At 61.0% G+C, this 21,224-nt stretch carries 16 protein-coding genes and 2 tRNA genes; 17 read left to right on the top strand and 1 reads right to left on the bottom strand.

Features of this window, described 5'->3' with window-relative positions:
* Positions 1 to 91 precede the first annotated feature (91 nt).
* The 10 genes from AB8C10_RS05135 to AB8C10_RS05090 all read left to right on the top strand — a co-directional run bounded on the left by AB8C10_RS05135 (position 92) and on the right by AB8C10_RS05090 (position 13,212).
* A complete protein-coding gene (locus AB8C10_RS05135) occupies positions 92 to 1,471 on the top strand; it encodes a glycine--tRNA ligase (RefSeq protein ID WP_005507052.1) in 1,380 nt (459 codons plus the stop codon).
* Positions 1,472 to 1,597: 126 nt separating this feature from the next.
* The gene (locus AB8C10_RS05130; RefSeq protein ID WP_294627475.1) at positions 1,598 to 2,575 is read left to right on the top strand and encodes a GNAT family N-acetyltransferase; all 978 of its coding nucleotides are present in this window, start codon (positions 1,598 to 1,600) and stop codon (positions 2,573 to 2,575) included.
* Positions 2,576 to 2,828: 253 nt separating this feature from the next.
* Positions 2,829 to 3,995, top strand: coding sequence for a tRNA dihydrouridine synthase DusB (gene dusB / locus AB8C10_RS05125; protein WP_049341672.1), 1,167 nt, complete (start codon positions 2,829 to 2,831; stop codon positions 3,993 to 3,995).
* 125 nt (positions 3,996 to 4,120) lie between these two features.
* Positions 4,121 to 6,229 carry a DNA primase gene (dnaG, locus tag AB8C10_RS05120; protein WP_368867059.1) on the top strand — a complete coding sequence of 703 codons (2,109 nt, stop codon included), beginning with the start codon at positions 4,121 to 4,123 and terminating at the stop codon, positions 6,227 to 6,229.
* A 205-nt stretch (positions 6,230 to 6,434) separates the two neighbouring features.
* Positions 6,435 to 6,507, top strand: a tRNA-Asn gene (locus AB8C10_RS05115).
* Between the two features lie 560 nt (positions 6,508 to 7,067).
* Complete coding sequence (locus AB8C10_RS05110; protein ID WP_294625200.1) at positions 7,068 to 7,940, top strand: phage holin family protein; 873 nt, start codon at positions 7,068 to 7,070, stop codon at positions 7,938 to 7,940.
* 325 nt (positions 7,941 to 8,265) lie between these two features.
* On the top strand, positions 8,266 to 9,471 hold the full coding sequence (locus AB8C10_RS05105; RefSeq protein ID WP_368867058.1) for a glycosyltransferase: 1,206 nt from the start codon (positions 8,266 to 8,268) through the stop codon (positions 9,469 to 9,471).
* Between the two features lie 109 nt (positions 9,472 to 9,580).
* A tRNA-Ile gene (locus tag AB8C10_RS05100) sits at positions 9,581 to 9,654 on the top strand.
* Between the two features lie 272 nt (positions 9,655 to 9,926).
* Positions 9,927 to 10,994, top strand: coding sequence for a hypothetical protein (locus tag AB8C10_RS05095; protein WP_368867057.1), 1,068 nt, complete (start codon positions 9,927 to 9,929; stop codon positions 10,992 to 10,994).
* Between the two features lie 10 nt (positions 10,995 to 11,004).
* Complete coding sequence (locus AB8C10_RS05090) at positions 11,005 to 13,212, top strand: flagellar motor protein (protein WP_368867056.1); 2,208 nt, start codon at positions 11,005 to 11,007, stop codon at positions 13,210 to 13,212.
* Between the two features lie 125 nt (positions 13,213 to 13,337).
* Here the strand turns inward: AB8C10_RS05090 and AB8C10_RS05085 are convergent, their stop codons facing one another.
* Positions 13,338 to 14,003, bottom strand: a complete 666-nt coding sequence (locus tag AB8C10_RS05085) for a M23 family metallopeptidase (RefSeq protein ID WP_368867055.1) — start codon at positions 14,001 to 14,003, stop codon at positions 13,338 to 13,340.
* A 446-nt stretch (positions 14,004 to 14,449) separates the two neighbouring features.
* Here AB8C10_RS05085 and rpsB point away from each other — a divergent pair, with 446 nt between their 5' ends.
* The 7 genes from rpsB (at position 14,450) to dxr (ending at position 21,205) form a co-directional block, all read left to right on the top strand.
* Positions 14,450 to 15,247: a 30S ribosomal protein S2 gene (rpsB, locus tag AB8C10_RS05080; RefSeq protein WP_005508818.1), complete on the top strand. Its 798-nt coding sequence runs from the start codon at positions 14,450 to 14,452 to the stop codon at positions 15,245 to 15,247.
* 153 nt (positions 15,248 to 15,400) lie between these two features.
* Positions 15,401 to 16,231 (top strand): translation elongation factor Ts, encoded by an 831-nt coding sequence (gene tsf / locus AB8C10_RS05075; RefSeq protein ID WP_070600713.1) that lies wholly within the window; start codon positions 15,401 to 15,403, stop codon positions 16,229 to 16,231.
* 195 nt (positions 16,232 to 16,426) lie between these two features.
* A complete protein-coding gene (gene pyrH / locus AB8C10_RS05070) occupies positions 16,427 to 17,170 on the top strand; it encodes a UMP kinase (protein WP_005507067.1) in 744 nt (247 codons plus the stop codon).
* Positions 17,171 to 17,465: 295 nt separating this feature from the next.
* Positions 17,466 to 18,023 (top strand): ribosome recycling factor, encoded by a 558-nt coding sequence (frr, locus tag AB8C10_RS05065; protein WP_049350195.1) that lies wholly within the window; start codon positions 17,466 to 17,468, stop codon positions 18,021 to 18,023.
* Between the two features lie 6 nt (positions 18,024 to 18,029).
* Positions 18,030 to 18,938 (top strand): phosphatidate cytidylyltransferase, encoded by a 909-nt coding sequence (locus AB8C10_RS05060; protein WP_070594107.1) that lies wholly within the window; start codon positions 18,030 to 18,032, stop codon positions 18,936 to 18,938.
* Between the two features lie 215 nt (positions 18,939 to 19,153).
* Positions 19,154 to 19,741: a cell division protein DivIVA gene (locus AB8C10_RS05055; protein WP_368867054.1), complete on the top strand. Its 588-nt coding sequence runs from the start codon at positions 19,154 to 19,156 to the stop codon at positions 19,739 to 19,741.
* Positions 19,742 to 19,879: 138 nt separating this feature from the next.
* Entirely contained in the window at positions 19,880 to 21,205 is a 1,326-nt protein-coding gene (dxr, locus tag AB8C10_RS05050; RefSeq protein WP_368867053.1) for a 1-deoxy-D-xylulose-5-phosphate reductoisomerase, read from the top strand.
* The last annotated feature ends 19 nt before the right edge of the window (positions 21,206 to 21,224 follow it).

Below are 21,224 nucleotides of genomic sequence, written 5' to 3'. Positions count from 1 at the left end.
GCGCGAATACGGGCGCCCCGTTCTGGGTTGCGTCCCTTATGAACCCGAACTCACGCACGTCACAGCCGGTGGCGGGGCAGAAGGAGTAACTATGGCTGAAAAGTCCACCCTCGATAACGTTATTGCGCTCGCGAAGCGCCGCGGCTTTGTTTTCCAGGCCGGTGAAATTTACGGCGGTTCCCGCTCCGCATGGGACTACGGTCCGCTCGGTGCAGAGCTGAAGGAAAACATCCGCCAGCAGTGGTGGCAGCGTTTCGTCCGCTCCCGTGCGGACATGGTCGGCCTGGATTCCTCCGTTATTCTGCCTCGTGCGGTGTGGGAGGCGTCCGGTCACGTGGCGACCTTCACCGACCCGCTGGTTGAGTGCCTGTCGTGCCACAAGCGTCTGCGTCAGGATCACCTGCTGGAGAACTTTGAGGCGAAGAAGGGCCGCGCGGCTGAGGGCATGGAAGAGATTGCTTGCCCGAACTGTGGCACTCGTGGTGAGTGGACTGAGCCGCAGAACTTCTCCGGCCTCATGAAGACCTACCTGGGCCCGGTCGACAACGAGGAGGGTCTGCACTTCCTGCGCCCGGAGACCGCTCAGGGTATTTTCGTGAACTTTAACAATGTGGTGACTGCTTCTCGTAAGCGCCCGCCGTTCGGTATTGGCCAGATCGGTAAGTCGTTCCGTAACGAGATCACTCCCGGTAACTTCATTTTCCGTACTCGTGAGTTCGAGCAGATGGAAATCGAGTACTTCGTGCACCCGGATGACGCTGATAAGTACTTCAACGAGTGGGTTGAGGACTGCTGGAACTGGTTCGTTGACCTGGGCATTAACCCGGATAACATGCGCCGCTTCGACGTCCCCAAGGAGGAGCGTGCACACTACTCGGCTGGCACTATTGACGTTGAGTACCGCTTCGGCTTCCAGGGTTCCGAGTGGGGCGAGCTGATGGGCGTTGCGAACCGTACCGACTACGACCTGGGCGTGCACAACGAGCACTCCAACGCGAAGCTTGAGTACTTCGACCAGGCTACCGGCGAGCGTTACGTGCCGTACGTGATTGAGCCGTCCTTCGGTCTGACCCGCTCCATGATGGCGTTCCTCGTTGACGCATACGTTGAGGACGAGGCACCCAACACCAAGGGTGGCGTGGACAAGCGCGTCGTGCTGAAGCTTGACCCGCGCCTGGCACCGGTCAAGGCTGCTGTTCTGCCGCTGTCCAAGAAGGCTGAACTGTCTGAGCCGGCAACCAAGCTGGCGAACGAGCTGCGCGGCCTGTGGAACGTGGACTACGACGAGGCGGGCGCTATTGGTCGCCGTTACCGCCGCCAGGATGAGATCGGTACCCCGTTCTGCATCACCGTGGACTTCGATACCCTCGAGGATCAGGCTGTGACCATCCGCGAGCGTGACACCATGAACCAGGAGCGTGTGGCTCTGGATCAGGTGAAGTCCTACCTGGCTGCACGCCTGGCAGGCTAAAAATATTCATCACACGGTCGGCGGGTAGCCTCTTAGAGCGAAAGAGGCTACCCGCCGTCGTGTATTTGGGCTACCCTGGTTAGACTGATTGGCACGATAGACGCGAGCGAAGGAAGGCACACGGATATGGCTGAACGCCTTAGCGAAAAATTTGAGATTCGCCCCTGGCAGGAGGGTGATGACCTTGCCCTGCTTGAAATCTGGAACTCTGCCCGCAATGAGGTTGAGGAGCGCCAGCGTGGCCTTTTCGGCCCGGATACGGATGCGCCGTTTAGCCGCACTCTGGTGGTGACTGTTTCGGGTGTTCCGGTGGCGGCGGGTACCGTGGTGGCTTCGCTGCTGCATCCGGCGCGTCTGTGGTCGTATGTTGAGGTGGCGGCTGATCACCGCCGTCAGGGTATTGGTACCGCGCTGCTGAATGCGCTGCGTGAGATTGCGGCGGCGCACGGTCAGACCACTGCTCTGCGCGTGAAGCTAGCGCCGTTTAGCGACGGTGAGGAGTTCGCGCAGGCTGCCGGCATGAAGCTGATTCAGCGCTCCCGTATGGTGCGTGTGGAGCCGGGCGCGATTCCCCCGGTGTCTCTGCGTGAGGATGCTGACGGTAACGAGACTCAGGCGATTGAGGATTTGGCGACCGGTTCGGTGGAGCTGACTTCTGCGCTGTGGAATTTTTACCGCCGCGCCCACGAGTGGGATGTTCCTGCCGAGGTGGGTTTGGGCACGGTGAACCGCTACTTCCTTTCGGATGAGGTGCGTGCTTTTGGTGCCGTGGTGCTTCGCGACCATATTCGTGAGGCTGCCGCCGAGGGTAAGAAGGGCCCGATTGTCGCGTTTGCGGTGAGCTACCACCCCTTCGAGACTGACCCGGAGGCGGCGCTGGTGAATGAGAACACCGCCACCGAACTGCTGCTGGGTTACGACTTCGATAATGAGGGCGCCGTGGAGGCGATTATGCAGGTGCTGTCCCTGCTGAGCGCTAAGTACCCGGTGCTGGTTGAGGTTGACGACGCCATGGAGGCGCTGGTTCAGGTGACCGACGTGCTGCTGCGTGCAGGTACTGCCTCGGTGGAGGGTGATCCGACCTATATTTACGTGACCGAGTAGGTTCGCGAGTAGGTTCTCGGTACCGAGCCTGCGGGCTGACTCTTGCTGAAGGGGCGGGGGAGCGGAATGCTTCCCTGCCCCCTTTTTTTGTGTGCTGCCCCTCTCGCGTACCTGCGAGTGCCATCGTCCATCGCATACTGCCGCCGTGCGCCTCCAAAAAATCCGCCTGTGCTGTGCCGCTGTACCCCGATAGCTCTGTACCCCGTCAGCTGAGTCCGGTTCCCGATTTGCCCCCGTATGCCACAATATAGGGGTGAATTCTGAAGCACCCCGTCTTACCCTTCCGCCCCTGAAACTGGGCAAACTGACCGTTGATACTCCCGTGGTTCTCGCCCCGATGGCTGGCGTGACCAATAAGGCTTTCCGCCGCCTCTGCAGTGAATATGGTGGCGGCCTGTACGTTACCGAGATGGTGACTGCGCGCGCCCTCGTGGAGCGTAAGCCCGAGTCCATGCGCATTATTGAGCATGACCCGGACGAGAAGATCCGCTCCATCCAGATTTATGGTGTGGACGCGGTCAACGTCGGTAAGGCCGTGCGCATGGTCGTTGAAGAGGACCGTGCCGACCACATTGACTTGAACTTTGGCTGCCCGGCTCCTAAGGTGACTCGCCGCGGTGGCGGTGCCGCCCTGCCCTGGAAGACTGACCTGTTCACGGCGATTGTGCAGACGGCGGTCAAGGAAGCCTCCCGCAACGATATTCCGCTGACCATTAAAATGCGTAAGGGTATCGATGATGACCACATTACGTTCTTGGAGTCCGCCAAGATTGCGCGTGATGCCGGTGTTGCGGCCATTGCTCTGCACGGCCGTACTGCGGCTCAGCATTATTCGGGTAAGGCTGACTGGGATTCGATTGCTCAGCTGCGCGAACTGATTCCGGACGTGCCGATTCTGGGTAACGGCGATATTTTCTCCGCCGAGGATGCGGTGCGCATGGTTGAGCAGACCGGCGTGGACGGCGTGGTGATTGGTCGCGGTTGCCAGGGTCGCCCGTGGCTGTTTGGTGACCTGCAGAATGCATTTGAGGGTTCCTCGGAGCGCATCCGCCCGACCCTGACTGAGGTTTCGGACATGATTTACCGCCACGCAGAACTGCTCGTGGAGACTTTCGGCGATGAGACCCGCGGCCTGCGCGAGATCCGCAAGCACGTGGCGTGGTACTTCAAGGGTTACCCGGTTGGCGGCGAGCTGCGCGCGAAGATGGCTCAGGTGCCCGACCTGGCGACGTTCCGTGAGCTGATTGCTCAGCTGGATCACTCGATTGGTTACCCGGGCGCCGCTGTGGAGGGTTCGCGCGGTCGCGCGGGCAGCCCCAAGCAGCCGCACCTGCCCGATGGCTGGCTGGATTCGCGCATCCTGGGGGACGCTGAGCGTCTGGGTCTGGTGGAGGCTGAGCTGGATATTTCCGGCGGCTAAACACCCGTACTTGTGTGCCGCGGCGTGCTGTTTGCGCGTCGCGGCACATCCTTTTCTGACCCTATTTTGTGCACCCGTAACGCCCACAGGCGTTACCTGTTGACCCCCACCGTAGAATTGAGTTTATGGCTGGATTAATCCGCAAAGAAGACATTGACGAAGTCCGCGCCCGTACCGATATCCGCGAAATCATTGAAGGCTACGTAAGCCTCAAAAGCGCCGGTATAGGCACCTTCAAGGGGCTGTGCCCGTTCCATGACGAGCGCACGCCCTCCTTCAATGTGCGCCCGCAGGTCGGCTCGTACCACTGCTTCGGTTGCGGTGAATCCGGTGACGTGTACTCCTTCGTTATGGCGATGGAGCACACCAGTTTCGTTGAGACGGTGGAGCGTCTTGCCGCGCGCATCGGCTACACCCTGCACTATGAGGGCGGTAAGCCCGGCGACCGCTACGAGGCGGGTATGCGCCGCCGCCTGCTCGACGCGCACAAGATTGCCGCCGAGTTCTTCGAACGCAACCTCTACTCACCGGACGCGCAGGAGGCGCAGCGTTTCCTCGGCGCCCGCGGCTTCGACCCCGCCGCAACCCGCAAGTTCGGTGTCGGCTACGCACCCCGCGGCTGGGACCACCTGCTCAAGCACCTGCGCTCCCAGGGCTTTACCGATGAGGAGTTGAAGGCGACCGGCATGTTCTCCGAGGGTAACCGCGGCCTGTACGACCGTTTCCGCGGCCGCATTATGTGGCCGATTCGTACCATCGCCGGTGAGACCATCGGCTTCGGTGCCCGTCGCATCTTCGATGACGACCAGGGCCCCAAATACCTGAACACCCCCGAGACGCAGCTGTACAAGAAGTCCCAGGTACTCTACGGCATTGACCTGGCAAAACGCGATATGGCGAAGACCAAGCAGGTCGTCATCGTGGAAGGCTACACGGACGTCATGGCGGCACACCTTGCCGGCATCACCACCGCCGTAGCCACCTGTGGAACTGCGTTCGGCCCCGGACACATCAAGATGGTGCGCCGCATGATTACCGACGACGGCTCCGGCGGCGAAATTATCTTCACCTTCGACGGTGACGCCGCAGGTCAGAAAGCCGCCATGGCAGCCTTCCAGGAGGACCAGCGCTTCGTCGCGCAGACCTTCGTGGCGGTTGCCGAGAACGGTATGGACCCCTGCGACCTGCGCCTGCACAAGGGCGACGCCGCCGTGCGCTCGCTGATTGCTTCGCGCCGCCCGCTCTTCGAGTTCGCGATTGATTCGACCCTCGCCAAGTACGACCTGGCGACCCTGGAGGGCCGCGTGCTGGCGATGCGCGCTATCGCCCCGATTATTGCCGGCATTAAGGACCGCGACCTGCGCCCCGCCTACATGCGTAAGGTGTCCGGTCAGCTCGGGCTGGAGCTCGACGAGATTCAGCGCGCCGTGGCGTACGCGCAGAACCACCCGAAGCTTTCGCGCACCCAGCAGGCGGAGGCTACCGCCGCCGCGCCGCGTTACGAGCGTCTGAACGAGGGGCCGCAGAGCGCGCCGGGCACGCCGGGCTATACGGGTGCGCCGGGTTACGCGGGCGCTCAGGGGACAGTTCATGCTGACGCGCCCTACGACCCCGCCTACGATGCACCGCCACCGGAAGACCACGCCGCACCCAGCGCCTACGCCGGGCAGAACGCTGCCGCGCACCCGCCGAGCAGCATTCAACCCGCCGCACCCCAGCCGGAGGCGACCGCCCCCGCCGTCGAGGAATTCCTCACCCCCGACCCGCGCGACCCGGTTGCCCGCCTCGAAAAGGCGGCGCTCGAGATTGCCCTGCAGCACCCCGAGCTTATCAGCGTGGAACAGTGGCGTAACCTCGCCACCGTGCAGTTCCGCTACCGCACCCACCGCGAGGTGGCCGCCGGCATTATTCATGCGGCAACCGTCATGGCGCCCACCCCCGGTATCGAATGGATCAACTGCGTGCGCTCCGGCGCTGTGGAGGGCGTACATCCCGCCATCGCGGAGCTCGCCGTCTCACCGCTACCGGTCAGCAGCGCTGAGCGTCTGCCCGGTTTTGTGACTGGCGCACTCAATGCCCTGTTTGAACAGCAGATTGCCCGCCAAAAATCCGACCTGATGATGCGCCTAGAGCAGCTCAGCGCAAACCCCGACGACGAAGAGTTCGAAGCGGTACAGCGTCAGCTCCTCGAGCTGGAGATGCGCCGCCGTCAGCTCGCCGCACAGCGCGGCTAGCCCAGGCTCTTGAGGACGCACCCCCGGCTACCATCGGAACACCCACGCTCCGCAGGTGGCCGGGGGAGTAGCGCGAGTTAACCGGAGCCCAAACTCACAACCTAAAGAGTGATACACTTCACGGTATTTCAAGTTGCGGAGCCCAAACAGCCCCGGTATAGTTATTACTCGTTGCAAGGGAAACCAAACAACAAAAACAAAATAATCCCCCGTAGCTCAATTGGCAGAGCATTCGACTGTTAATCGAAGGGTTACTGGTTCGAGTCCAGTCGGGGGAGCGTATAAAGCAAGAATCCTCAGGGCTCCGCCCTGGGGATTCTTGCTTTATCTGTTCCTCTGGCTCGAACCAGTAACCCCTCGGGCTTACGCCCTCGGCGAGGCAAAGATTTTTGGTTCCTCGCGCGCTCGGAAAATCTTCACCCCGCTGTATCGAGTCCAGTCGGAACGTTCTCCCCAAGTCGTGAACCAGCAACCCCTTGGGCTTACGCCCCCGGCGAGGCAAAGATACTTCACCCTGCAAAAATGTACCCTGTAAAAATGTGAAATCTAACGCACCGAAAAGTTCCCCACCCCCACGCGCCACGCACCCACTCGGCGCGTAGCGGGGGAGCGGCGCATCGGCATCCTCTTGCACCTACTCCAGAGCAAATCCACAGACGCAACCAAGCCCAGAATGCTACGCCCGCAGCTCAACACAGCCTCCAGAAAGTCGAAAATACCTGAAGAGATAGCGCAAACCCCCGTTCAAACGGTCACGCGGAGGTATCATAAGGGGCTAAACTATAGGAGGTGGAGTGCGAAAAAGAAGCCTCCAAAAACACGTCACGGAGAGGTGGTCATGACCACTACTACTAATCCCAAGGCACCCAAGCGTTTCTTTGCTGGCATCAGCGGGATTAAGTCCGGCGTCGCGAACATCATCGACGCTGGCAAAACCTTCAAGACCCTCGGACCCAGCCAGGTCAAGGACGAAATCCAGATTGCAAAGCACGAGCTGAAGACCAAGGGCATCGCCGTTGGTAAGGGCGCAGCCTTCTTCGGCGTCGCAGCAGTCTTCGGTCTGTTCCTGATTATTGCGCTGGTCGCCGCAGCAATCCTCGGCCTCGGCACCGTCATGCCCTACTGGGCATCCGCGCTGATCTTCGCCCTCATCTTCCTCATCGTCCTGGCAATTTGCGCACTGGTCGGTCTGAAGAAGGTCAAGGCTCAGCTGCCGTTCAAGCCCGAATCCGCAATCTTCGGTCTGCTCTTCGACCTCGGCGTACTCAAGGAAGGTACCGCCATGTCCGCTGAGCGCCTGAAGAAGGAACAGGCAGAGCGCGCCGAGCAGAAGGCTAAGGAAGCCGAAGAGGCAGCAGAACGCGCCCGTAAGGAAGCTGAAGAGCGCAAGGCACGCGGTGAGGAAGAGCCCAAGCCGCCGACCTTCGAAGAGCTCAAGCAGCGCACCGCAGAGCGTCGCCAGCACCTGGCAGCCCTGCGCGACGACCTGCAGTCCTACACCGGCGACGTTCAGTCCAACACCCAGCAGGCTCTGGATGCACTCAAGGCAGTGCCCTCCGAGGTTGCTGCAGGTGCAGCAGCTACCGGCCGCGGCCTGGCAGAGAACGTGCGTAAGCCCGAGGTTCTGCAGGCACGCTGGAAGTCCTTCGCAGCACTGGGTGCATCCATTGCAACCGTCCTGCACTTCCTGAACCGCCTGGTTCGCCGCTAAACACTGTTCGCCGCTAAACCTAGCCGCCGCTAAAACCGGTACAGGTTTAACGTCGGCGTCCAAACGCCCCGATATTCGTATCGGGGCGTTTGTGCGTCTACGGGCAGGTTCCGGGCGTCTGTCTCAGCGGTTGGTATAGAGGTAACTCCCAGCCAAAGCCGCCCGCCACAAGTCGGAGAAGGACGCAGCTCACAGGTAGAATAGACAAGTGCTGTACGTGCTGGACCCACCCGGTGCACGCGGCAGACAGAGGTAGAAGCGGCGCACCGTCGCACCCGAAACCCCAAAGTCACCGACACACTACACCCCGATGAGGAGCCCCGTCATGGAACAGGCAAAGACGATTCTGATTGGCGCAGAAACCTACCCGCCGGACATCAACGGTGCAGCACAATTCGGCCACCGCCTGGCTACTTCCATGCTCAAGCGCGGCCACTCCGTACACGTAGTCGCTGCCAGCCCCATCCCCGGCCCCAGCTACCGCACCGAGGTAGAGGGCGGCATCGTGGAGCATCGCCTGCGCTCGCACCTGCCCCCGACCCATGAGACGAACCGTATCTGCCTGCCCTGGGAGATTTGGTCCGAGGTCGGTGCGATTCTCGACGAGGTCCGCCCGGACGTGGTGCACGTGCAGTGCCACTACATCATTGGTCGCGCGCTGATTTTCCAGGCGAAGCGCCGCGGTATCCGCGTTATCGCAACTAACCACTTCATGCCGGCGAACCTTGATCCGTTCCTGCCCTTCCCCTCCGCTGTGAAGCGTGTGATTGAGAAGGCGACCTGGAAGGATATGCGTTTCTGCTTCTCCAAAACTGCGGTCGTTACCACCCCCACCCAGATTGGCGCGGATGCGATGCGCGACCTGGGTCATTTTGACCGCCCGGTTATGCCGGTTTCTAACGGTATTGAAATCAGCGACTACGAGCTGGCTGAGGGCGCGGACGCCGGCAAGGTGCCCGGTGAGCTGCGTATCGCCTTCGTGGGCCGCCTGGCTGAAGAGAAGAATGTGGACGTGCTCATTGAAGCGCTCTCCCTGCTGCCGGATACCCTCGAGCACGTGGTGCTTGACATTGCCGGCGGTGGTGAACTGCGTGAGGCTCTCGAGCAGAAGGCGCACGATTGTGGCGTTGCTGATCGCGTGATTTTCCGTGGCTTCGTTCCGGATGAGCATCTGCCCGAGGTGTACCAGATGGCTGACGTGTTCTGCCAGCCCGGTACCGCTGAGCTGCAGTCCCTGGTTTCCCTGGAGGCGATGAGCGCCTCCACCCCCGTGGTGCTCGCGAACGCGCTGGCTCTGCCGCACCTGGTGGAGGATGGCGTGAACGGTTACCTCTTCGAACCCAATAACGCTCAGGATTTGGCGAAGAAGCTGGAGGCTGTGCTCTCCCTGCCCGCCGCTGAGCGTGAGCAGATGGGCCGCGAGTCCCGCCGCATCGTGGGCTTCCACAGCGCGGAGAACACCTGGCGTACCTTCGAGGAACTGTACGTGAGCGACGCTCCGTACCAGCGTTACCTGGATTCGCGCCGATAAGCTTCTTTAGGTGCTGAGTAGTTGATTGAGCGTTTTTCGTTCTCAGTCGCTGTTCAGGTACTCTAGAGGATGGTGCTGGCGCCCCTTGCGCGCCGTCGCTGCACCGGATGGGGAGTTAGCTCAGCCGGTTAGAGCAGGGGACTCATAATCCCTTGGTCGCGGGTTCGAGCCCCGCACTCCCTACGGCCCCGCCCGTCGACTTCACCCACTTGTCGGCGGGCGGGGCTTTTTCGCGCCCTCATTTCGTGCTCTTTTGTCGTGCACGCAGGGGGCCTATTTTCGTGCATGGAATGCATCAACGGTGATGAAAATGAGTAAATGACGAACGAAGACGCATCATACCGTTCAATACGGTAGGGTTGAAGAGTCTTGTCACGAAGGACAGTGTGATGCCGCCGGTAGATGCCGATTCTGCCGGTAGGTGTTGCTTCCACACACCATACGAGAGGATCTCAATGTCGGAGAACACTCCCAACAACCCGTCGCAGGGTGTAGCCGGAGGCTACGGCTACGATGCTGGCGCGCGTCCCGCACAGGACGCTTCGCTTCCGGGCCAGGTTGCTCAGCCGGGTAATGTAGCTCAGGCTGCTCAGCCGAGCCAGCCCGTGCAGTCGAGCCAGCAGGGTAATGCTGCTCAGCCTGCCGCACCGGTAGCACCTCAGCAGCCCGTTCAGCCTGAGCCCGCTCAGGTAAACGCTAATGCACAGCCGAATTCTGAGGCTCAGGCAGCTCCCGCTCAGCCCGGTCAGCCTGCCGCCGCACCCCAGCCCGAAGCTACCCAGCCCGGTGCTGCGCAGCCGGGTCAGCCCGGCCAGGCGGTCTACGCGCCGAGCGCACCGCATCCGGCGGTGAAGGCGCTGGGCGCTACCTGGAACGCGTTCCTGGACGTTTTCTCCAGCAACCCGGCGACCGCGCACGCCCGCATCTCTTCTGCTGGCGCATGGGGTTGGATTGTTCCCACGACTCTGCAGTCGCTGGTGGGTGCGTTCTTCTTCAGCCAGCTACTTTTCCTGGCTGCTGTTGTTGCGATGTCCATGATGGGCTACATGTACGGTCGAGGTGGTGCCTACGGTGGTGCCTATGCTTCGCAGGCTATACCTACCGGACGCCTGATTCTGGCGTACGTGCTGATGGCTCTTGCCATCTTCGGCGTGCAGGTTCTGCGCGGTGTGCAGCTACAGCTGACCGCGCGCATTGGCAAGGCGCCGGCTTCCTTCACCGCAAGCATGCACGCTGTGTCGGTGTCTTCTCTGGTGCTGATTCCTTCGTTCCTGCTGCTGAACCTGCTCGTATTCTTCTTGAGCCTCACCCGTAGCGGTGACGGCGCGTTCTTCCTGACCATGCTCATGGGCCTGGTGCTTGCCTTCGCCGTGTTCTCGGGTGAGGCTCTGACCTACCTGGGGCTGAACCGTCTGGGCCGCTTCGCGAAGTCCCCGATTATCATGCACGCGGCGCTGAGCACCGCCTGGGTTCTGGCATCCATGATCGTTTACTACGTGGCTATTCGCCTGATGGGATCCTAAGATGCACACCATGACTCATACTTCGAGCGCACCGGCTCGTCAGCGTTGGATGTTCCTGGCGGTTCTGCTGACCATTGCAGCGCTGATTCTGAGTGCCTGCGGTGCGAAGATTGATACTCAGCTTGGTCTTGAAAGCGCCGAGAAGGGTACCCGAACCATGCAGGTTTCCTTCGATATGAAGGACAACAAGGACAAGATTAAGGGCGGCGTTGAAGCTCTCGATGCTTCCGTGCGTAAGCACCTGCCCCAGGGGCTGGAATACGCTGGTATTCAGACCGAGGGCGACAAGGCGCGTGCAACCTTCACCATTCCCTTCTCCTCGGTGGATGAGTACCGTACCAAGGTGGCTTCTATTCTGAAGGCTTCGAGCTCGAAGACTGAGCCGACCATTACCATCCTCAACTCTGAGCAGGGTCTGGTTCAGGGCATTCAGGTGAAGGAGAACTTCACCTCGAAGGAACTGCTGGAATGGCTCCCTGAAGCTCTTGTCGTGGATGGCGTTATCGACTCCTCCCGCAAGACCAGTGTGTTCAACAGCAGTAACAACGAAACCACTGTGAAGCTGGGCGATAAGGAAGTGAAGAACTCCGGCGGTTCCACTATCTCCGCGAAGGATGTTCAGGACCGAGGCTTCAAGGTGATGGTTCTTGAAATTCAGGAGAAGGACAGCGGCTACTCGGTCATGGTTTCCTTTGTTGCGAAGGACATTATGAACACCGAGACTGCCTCGGCAGTCGATGCCTACCTGAACCAGGTCAAGCCTGAGGGCTCCGAGCTGAAGAAGGGCCTGGAGTCTTCTCAGGCAACCTACATGGCACCTTCTGCCTCCACGAGCGCGGCAAAGGAAGAAATCGGTCGTACCCTGACCTTCAGCGCCTCTTCGCTGGACGATTTGAACGCAAAGCTTAAGAAGCTGCTGGGTGCAGGTACTACCGACCTGAGCTACACCCGCGAGGTGAAGGAAGAAGATAAGAGCTTCTACGTCCGTAAGACCATGAAGGGTGTTCTGGACTGCTCGCTCCTGTGCTCCCCTGAAGGTAACGGTCTGGAAGCTATCATCAAGGACAGCTCCGACCACAGCTACCGGGTCGACAATACCGGCAACTCCGGTTCTTCCTCTTCGAAGAGCGTTCTGCATCTGAGCCGTTACCTCTCGCAGAAGGTATCCATGAAGGGCATGAAGGTAGCTACCTCCCTGGGCCTAGACGGTTCTATGGAAGCGCGTTTCCTTTACTCTTTCCCGACCTCTGATATTGCTGGCGCAGAAGATGCCCTGAAGAACGCATTCGCAGGCGGCGGTAATGATGAGACCGAGGTCCGTCAGGATGGTGACGCCACCATCGTGAGCGTGAAGGTTCGCGGTAAGGACCAGAACGAGTTCAACCAGCGTCTGAACGAGTACCTGCCCGATTCGAAGGTGACCGTCACCCGCCCCGGCGGCTACCACCCCTTCGGTTCCGACTACACGGTGACCCCGGAGATCAAGCTCTCTTCGAAGCTGGGCAACTACTACTCCGCTCCCTTCGAGTTCACTTTCAAGGCTCCGACCTTCTCCTCGCTGGATCAGCAGAAGGTTGATGCCGCGAACAGCCTCGCGAAGAACTCTCAGCACGTGCAGCTCACCGTCAACGGTGGCGAGCTGAGCGTCAAGACTGACCGCGGAGTGAGCACCACCTCCGGTCTGACCGTTCCGGTGTCCGGTCTGAGCATGACTGATGTAATCGTGGATGCGGTTATTGTGGGTCTGCTGCTGCTCATCCTGATTCTGCTGTTCCTGTTCCGCAAGAAGATTGCGGCGGCTCGTGCGAAGGGCCGTGAGCGTCGTGCCGCTTCGGCTGCTGCACTGGGCGCTGCGGCTGGTGTTGCAACCGGTTACGGTGCAACCCAGGCTGACGCACAGGGCGGCTACCCTGCACAGAACTACGGTGCGCAGAACGGTTACCCTGCACAGGGCGGCTACGCTGCTCAGCCCGGCTACCCGGCGCAGAACACCGCCTACGCCGCGGGTGATGATTCGCCGACTCAGGTGTTCACCCCGCAGCACGGCTTGAACTACGGCGAGAACGAACCGACCAAGGCAATGCCCGCGTACGATGCGCAGGCCGCCCAGCCGGCTCAGCCTGCACAGCCCACTCAGCCTGTACAGCCCGGTCAGACTGCTCAGCAGCCTGTACAGCCGAACCAGTTCGGTGCTGATGATGGTGACATCCTCCAGTAATCAGCTGTCTTTAGCACCTACGCTAGTGAGCGAACTCTAGACTGGCTCCTGTGGCCCGTTGCCTCCTTCTTTGGAGGTGACGGGCCACAGCTGTATCTGCGGCTTGTCGCCGTTAGCGCCTGCTCCTAATACCCGCCTGCCACGGGAAGCAGAATGCTCGGCTCCTTCGAGCCCAGCAGGCTCATGGGGTTGATGTACTCTGCTTCCTTGCCGCTGCCGTCCCCGCGGGCGCCTCCCTGGCGTACACCCCAGTACAGGCACGGGGTGGAGCATCGCTGGTAGGGGCGCTCGCTATTGCCGCCCGCCGTGACCGCGACGGTGCCGATGACCTCACCGGCTGCAACCGTGGTGCCGACGGGGAGCGCTTCGTCCATGGGTTCGAAGGTGCTGCGCCGCCCGTCCGGATGCGCAAGGACCAGCACTTTGCGGTTGACGACCGTGCCGCTGAACACCACTTTGCCGGGTGCCGGTGCGTAGACGCGCCGGTCGTGTTCGGGCACGGCGAGGTCTACGCCGCGGTGCCCGGCACTCCAGCGTTGGGCGGGCTTCTCAAAGGGATGGATTACCCGCGGTCTGGATGCGGCGGTGGGGGAGCGGTAGCGTAGTCGGCTCGCGGCGAGTTCAACGGTGTTGGGAGCCTCGGCACGTGAGAAGGCATTGTTCCAGGCACCCGCGCCGCCCGAATAATCCTGCCCACCCGCGTAGCCCTGCCCACCAGCACACACGAGCACGCCCAGCAGGCAGCACGCCACCAGCGCCGCGTGCCGCAACGAGTTCTCTAAACTTTTCATGTTTTGCTTCATCTTCTGAGCACATCACGAATTGCCCCGCCTCGCAGGGCCTCGCGAAAAATTGTGGATAACCCCGCCGTTTTCGCCTTAAAATCCTTTATCCACAGTGCCCCTGCACACACTCACCGCGCCTGCGCAGGTTTTAACCCTAATCCGGCGGATTAATCGCGGAATATACGGTACAATGTCGTATTGCAGTGTGCCTGCGCGGGTATTCTCCCTCTTCGAGGGATTCCGCACAGCATCACTGACGACGCGCGGCGTGAGCGGCATCCTCAAATGGGGAGCCGATAAGGGACCTTCGGTCCACCCACACGGGGTGGTTAGGGCCTGAGCTGAACGGGTAACCGTGAATGCTAACCGCCGCCAGGAAAAACTGATAACTACTATGCGCGCGTTGGGCTAGCCTGAATGGGAGGTCCGCGCGGCACCACAAAGGAGACGACATGCCCGTCGTAACTATGCGTGAAATGCTGGACTCCGGCGTTCACTTCGGTCACCAGACCCGCCGTTGGAACCCCAAGATGAAGCGTTTCATCCTGACCGAGCGCAACGGCATCTACATCATCGACCTGCAGCAGTCCCTCGCCTTCATTGACAAGGCATACGAGGCTGTTAAGTCGACCGTCGCACACGGTGGCAACATCCTGTTCGTGGGTACCAAGAAGCAGGCTCAGGAAGTTATCGCTGAGCAGGCAACCCGCGTGAACATGCCCTACGTGAACCACCGCTGGCTCGGTGGTATGCTGACCAACTTCAGCACCATCTCCAAGAGCATCGAGCGCATGAAGGAACTCGAGCAGATTGACTTCGACGATGTAGCAGGTTCTCGCTACACCAAGAAGGAACTGCTCCTCATGCGTCGCGAGTTCGAGAAGCTCGAGAAGACCCTCGGCGGTATCCGCAACCTGTCCAAGGTTCCCTCCCTCCTGTGGGTTGTTGACACCAAGAAGGAGCACCTGGCAGTTAACGAGGCTCAGAAGCTGGGCATCCCCGTTGTTGCTATCCTCGACACCAACTGCGACCCCGACGAGGTTGCTTTCCCGATCCCCGGTAACGACGACGCTATCCGCTCCGTCAACCTGCTCACTCGCGTGATTGCTGACGCAGTGGCAGCCGGCCTGATCGAGCGCAACGCTAAGAAGAACGGCAAGGCTGAAGCAGCTGAGGAGCCCATGGCAGCTTGGGAGCGCGAGCTCCTGGAGCAGCACGAGGCTGCACAGGCTGAAGAGGCAGCTAAGTAAGCTTTCTTAGCCCACTAAGCTTTATGCTTTGTGGCCCCCGCTTGCGGGGACCACGTTCGGACGGCGCCCGCCCTGACCTGGGCGCGGCGCCGTCCGCCATTTGTACCACCGGGATGTCATCCCGATTTATTACAGCAACACAAGGAGTTCACAATGGCGAACTACACCGCAGCAGACATCAAGGCACTGCGCGAGAAGACCGGCGCAGGTATGCTCGACGTCAAGAAGGCTCTGGACGAGGCTAACGGCGACCAGCAGAAGGCTGCCGAGATCATCCGCGTTAAGGGTCTGAAGGGCATCACCAAGCGCGAGGGTCGCGCAACCGCTGAGGGCCTGGTGGCTGCACGCGTTGAGAACGGCGTTGGCTACATGGTTGAGGTCAACTCCGAGACCGACTTCGTGGCAAAGTCCGACCCCTTCATCGCTTTCGGCCAGAACGTGCTCGAGGCTGCTATTGCTGCTGACGCTTCCACCCTGGAAGAGCTGCAGGCTGCATCCTACGAGGGCAAGACCGTTGAGGAGCTGACCACCGACGCTGGCGCACTGCTGGGCGAGAAGATCGTTGTCCGCCGCATTGCACGCGTTGAGGGTGAGCACGTTGCAGTGTACCTGCACAAGACCTCCAAGGACCTGCCGGCACAGGTTGGCGTTCTGCTGGCTGTCTCCGGTGAGAACACCGACGAGATCGCACACGACGTTGCAGTTCACATTGCTGCAATGAGCCCCAAGTACCTGGATTCCGAGTCCATCCCCGCAGACCAGATCGAGACCGAGAAGCGCGTTGCTCGCGAGACCGCAATCGCTGAGGGCAAGCCCGAGAAGATTCTGGACAAGATCGTTGAGGGTCGCCTGAAGGGCTTCTTCAAGGAGAACACCCTGCTGGATCAGGACTTCGCGAAGGACTCCAAGAAGTCTGTCGCACAGGTTCTGTCCGAGGCTGGCGCAACCGCTACCGCGTTCGCACGTTTCCGCGTGGGCGCATAAGGACTCGCTGCAGTTCTGCCCTCCCGTATTGCGGGTTCCCGGTAAGGGAAATCGTATGAGGTTGGGATTATAGCCTGAAGCCGGGTAGTCACCACTGGTGGCTACCCGGCTTTGCTGTATCCTTGATAAGGACTAGGCGGCAGGAGTCCGCCCCAATCACCCACAACAATCCCTAGGTAAGCCACTGGAGGAACCATGACTGAAGCGAATCCCCGCCCGATGCACCGTGACGAAACCGGCCGCCGCCGCGTTTTGCTCAAGCTTTCCGGTGAGGTTTTTGGTGGCGGCGAAGTTGGTATTTCGACCGAGGTCGTGCGCAGCATCGCTAAGCAGATCGCCGCAACCGTTGGCGAAGTTGAGACCTCCATCGTGATTGGTGGCGGCAACTTCTTCCGCGGTGCTGAACTCTCTCAGGCGGGTATGGACCGCTCCCGTGCAGACTACATGGGTATGCTCGGTACCGTGATGAACTCCCTGGCTCTGCAGGACTTCCTGGAGCAGGAGGGTATTGACACCCGTGTTCAGTCGGCTATCACCATGCCGCAGGTTGCTGAGACTTACATTCCTCGCCGCGCGATTCGCCACATGCAGAAGGACCGCGTCGTGATCTTCGGTGCTGGTGCGGGTCTGCCCTACTTCTCTACCGACACTGTGGCTGCTCAGCGCGCCCTGGAAATCCACGCAGATGAGGTTCTGGTGGCTAAGAACGGTGTGGACGGCATCTACACTGCTGACCCGAACAAGGACCCCAACGCTGAGCGCCTGTACAACCTCACCTACGATGAGGCAATGCAGCGCAACATCCGCGTGCTGGATCAGACCGCGTTCTCCCTGTGCCGCGACAACAACGTGACTATGCGCGTGTTCGGCATGCAGGGTGAGGGCAACGTGACCCGCGCAATTCTGGGCGAGAAGATGGGTACCCTCGTTACTCGCTAACCCCTAAATTTTTAGGTTTGGGCGTACGGAACGCCCCCTCACACTGTGACCGTGCTCGATAGCGCGGACTTATTCTGGACGGTACCGCGCGGGTAAGCGCTAAAACTCGCTTATGCCCGCCGGTACCGTCTAGACTTATATCAAATACGACGTTCTGCCTCTTTCCCGTCGACTTCGCCTTATCCTTACGGTTTTCGCCTCGGATGCGCCGCGAACCGGTAGGGAACCGTGAGGGCTGAACGCGCACCCACCGACAATTCTGGTACCCCAGAATACCGACAAAGGAGATCCTTTCGTGATCGAAGAAATCCTTGCCGAAGCCGGCGAGAAGATGGAAAAGACCATCGAAGCAACCAAGACTGAGTTCGCTAAGGTCCGCACCGGTCGTGTGAACCCCGCAATCTTCAGCGGCCTGACCGCCGACTACTACGGTGCACCGACCCCGCTGCAGCAGCTGGTGTCCTTCAACGTTGAGGACGCACGTACCGTCAAGATCGTTCCCTTCGACGTGACTGCACTGGCAGCTATCGAGAAGGCTCTGCGTGACTCCGACCTGGGTGTTAACCCCAGCAACGACGGTGCAGCTATCCGCGTTGTCATGCCCGAAATGACCGCTGAGCGCCGTAAGGAATACACCAAGCTCGTCAACCACAAGGCTGAAGAGGCTCGTATCTCCATCCGTAACGTTCGCCGCCACGCTAAGACCGCTATCGACAAGCTGGTCAAGGACAGCGAAATCGGTGAAGACGAAGGCGCACGTGCTGAGAAGGAACTGGACGCACAGACCAAGAAGCACATCGACCAGGTCGACGCACTGTACAAGCACAAGGAAGCTGAACTGCTCGAGGTCTAAACCCTAATGAGTGCACGCAAAGAAGCGAAAGAAGAGAGAAGCGCGCCGCCTGCTCCACAGCCGAGCCCGCAGACCGCTGCAACGCCGGTGAAGTCGCGCAGCGCCAAAGCTGGCCGTAACCTGCCCGCCGCCATTAGTGTGGGTGTTGGTTTCGGCGTGCTATTGGTGCTGGGCCTGATTTACCAGCCGGTTTTTGTTGCGATCGCTACCGGCGCGGCAGCGTTGGGCGCCTGGGAAATTGGGCACGTGCTCAACACCCGCCGCGGCTACGGCATCCCGGAATACCTACTGGGTGCCCTGTCTGGCGCAATTGTGGTGGTGTCCTACCTGTTCGGTTTTACCGGGCTGGGCATCGCCCTGGCGGTGAGCCTGCTGGCGCTGTTGCTTTCTTCTGCTCTCGTGCGTGCTGACCGTCAGGTCTCACTGGGTAAGTCTTTGAGCGGTAGCGCCCTGGCTCTGCTGTGGGTGCCGCTGATGCTGGGTATTGCCATGGTCTACTTCCAGACGGACCACGGCGAGCGCGGTATCCTCATGATTCTGCTGATGGCCATCTGCAATGACACGTTCGGCTTCATTGCCGGCGTGAATTGGGGTAAGCACCCGATGGCGCCGAAGATTTCCCCGAAGAAAAGCTGGGAGGGGCTGGCTGGTTCCTTCGTCGGCTCGGCGGTTGTTGGCGCTATCGCCTTGGCAGCCATGGGTTCGCCCTGGTATTGGGCTATTCCGCTGGCGGCGGTCATGGTGGTCGCGTCGACTGCCGGTGACCTGGTCGAGTCCGTGTTCAAACGCCGTATGGGTGTGAAGGACATGTCGAATATTCTGCCCGGCCACGGCGGCATGATGGATCGCCTGGACTCTATTCTTTTCGCTGCGGCGGCAGGTTGCCTGATTTTCCGGTTTATTATGCCGCTCTAAAGCTTCAAGCTTTTATCGCTCGGAGGCGGGGCGTCTCTTCCCACGAGTGGGGGAGGGGCGCCCCGCCTTTGCTGTACCCGGTTTGCTGTATCCGGCTTTGCTGTACCCGCTGAATAGGGGAGCAAGGGACTATATCTAAGACACCGCCCGCCCACCTTGCACCGGGTAGCCTGCGCATTGGTATTCTTAAAGTTCAATCGTCGAGAGGAGCCACCTTGGCAAGCACCACCCACGGAGGCGGATTTGCCCGTGCCGGAGAAACCGAACCCGGCTACAAGCGTAGTGAAGTAGACCGCCTGTTCACCCGCCTCGCCGAGGACTATGAGAAGCTCAGCGGAGCCTCCGAACTGCCCGAAGACCTCTACACCTCCCGACGAATCCGCCAGGTCGTCTTCCGTGAAGAACCCGGCGGCTACCAGCTGGACGTGGTCGACCGCGCCCTCGAAAAGATTGAGGAACGCTTCGCCAAGCTCGAACGCAGCCGCTACATTGAGGCGTACGGCCTGGACAACTGGGAACGCTCCCTCGTAGAGACCGGCGAACTGCTCGCTGGCCGCCTGGAACGCCCCGCCGGTGAGCGTTTCCGCCGTCCCAGCAAGCGCCGCCACATGGGCTACTTCGTCGGCGACGTGGACGCCATCTGCGACCGCGTGTACGCCCAGCTCAACAGCGAAGAGCCGCTGGACCCCTCCGTGGTGCGCCACGCAAAGTTCCGCCCCGCCTCGGGCACCGTCAGCTACGAGGAATCCCAGGTGGACGCTTTCCTGGACCGATGCATTGAGCTGCTGCAGGATTTGCTCTAAAACGTATGCGTTGAATCCCTCGCCCCGAATGACAGGGTGGGGGATTCTTCTGCGCTGAGGTTTTCTATGTAGCGGCTTCTGCGCCGAGGCGAGGCTACACGCCCAGATACACCCGCGAGCTCATGAGACACTAGAACCATGAAGTTTGGATCCTCAGCACGCGTCGGCGGCAGCCGCGACCGCCTCACCGACGCCCTCACAGAACTCACCCGCGCACCGCAGCGCGTCACCCTCCTCGGCTCGACCGGCTCCATCGGCACCCAAGCCATGGAAGTCATCGACCACCTCGCCGCGCTCAAGGGCACCAGTGCCTCCGCAGCAGACGCACCGCTGAAGGTCGTCGCCCTCTCCGCGGGCTCCCGCTCCCTCGAACTGCTCGCACGCCAGGCAGTACACGTGCGCGCCGAACTGGTCGCCACCAGCGGCACCGCCGAAGACGCACAGCGCCTGCGCGAACTCATCGAGGCGGCAGCCTCCGAAGCCGGCGTCACCGGCTACGCCCCGCAGATTGCCCACGGCCCCGAAGCATCCGTACAGGCGGCAGCGCACCCGGCAGACACCATCCTGAACGGCATTACCGGCTCCATCGGCCTGGAACCGACCCTCACCGCCCTCAACAGCGGCTACCGTGTGGCACTCGCCAACAAGGAATCCCTCATCGCAGGCGGCCCGCTCGTACGCGCCGCCGTTGACGCATCGCCCCTAGACACCCCCATGGTGCCCGTCGACTCCGAACACTCCGCCCTCGCGCAGGCACTCGCCTCCGGAACCGACGCAGAAATCGACCGCCTCATCCTCACCGCATCAGGCGGCCCGTTCCGCGGCTACAAGCGCGAACAGCTGCACGACGTGACCCCCGCGCAGGCGCTCGCACACCCCACCTGGGACATGGGCCTGGTCGTCACCACCAACTCGGCAACCATGGTCAACAAGGCACTAGAAGTGCTCGAGGCGCACCACCTGTTCGGCGTGGACCTGGACCGTATCGACGTGGCGGTTCACCCGCAGTCCGTCGTGCACTCCATGGTGCAGTTCGTAGACGGCTCCACCATGGCGCAGGCGTCGCCGCCGAGCATGGTGCTGCCCATCGCACTGGGTCTGACCTGGCCGCACCGCATCCCCGGTGCCGTGCCCGCTTGTGACTGGTCGAAGGCATCATCCTGGACTTTCGAACCGCTGGACGAGGAAGCATTCCCCGCCGTGCGCATGATCAAGGAGGCCGGTAAGGTCGGCGGCACCCACCCGGCAGTGTTCAACGCCGCCAATGAGGAAGCCGTGGCAGCATTTCACGCGGGCGCGATTCGCTTTACCGACATTGTCGATTCGGTGGCGCGCGTGCTGGAGGAGCACACCGGTAGCGCTGAGGCTGTCTCTGACGCTGATTTGACGCTGGAGGCGGTGCTGAACGCGGAGCGTTGGGCTCGCGTTCGTGCGAATGAGCTGCTGGGCATGACCGGCAACTAATCGGCTCTGAGGGGCGGTG

This window comes from Rothia mucilaginosa, from assembly GCF_964210535.1.
In the GTDB taxonomy this organism is placed as follows: Bacteria; Actinomycetota; Actinomycetes; order Actinomycetales; family Micrococcaceae; genus Rothia; species Rothia mucilaginosa_F.
Note: the sequence above shows the minus strand (reverse complement) of the source record. Positions and strands in the feature narration are given on the sequence as shown.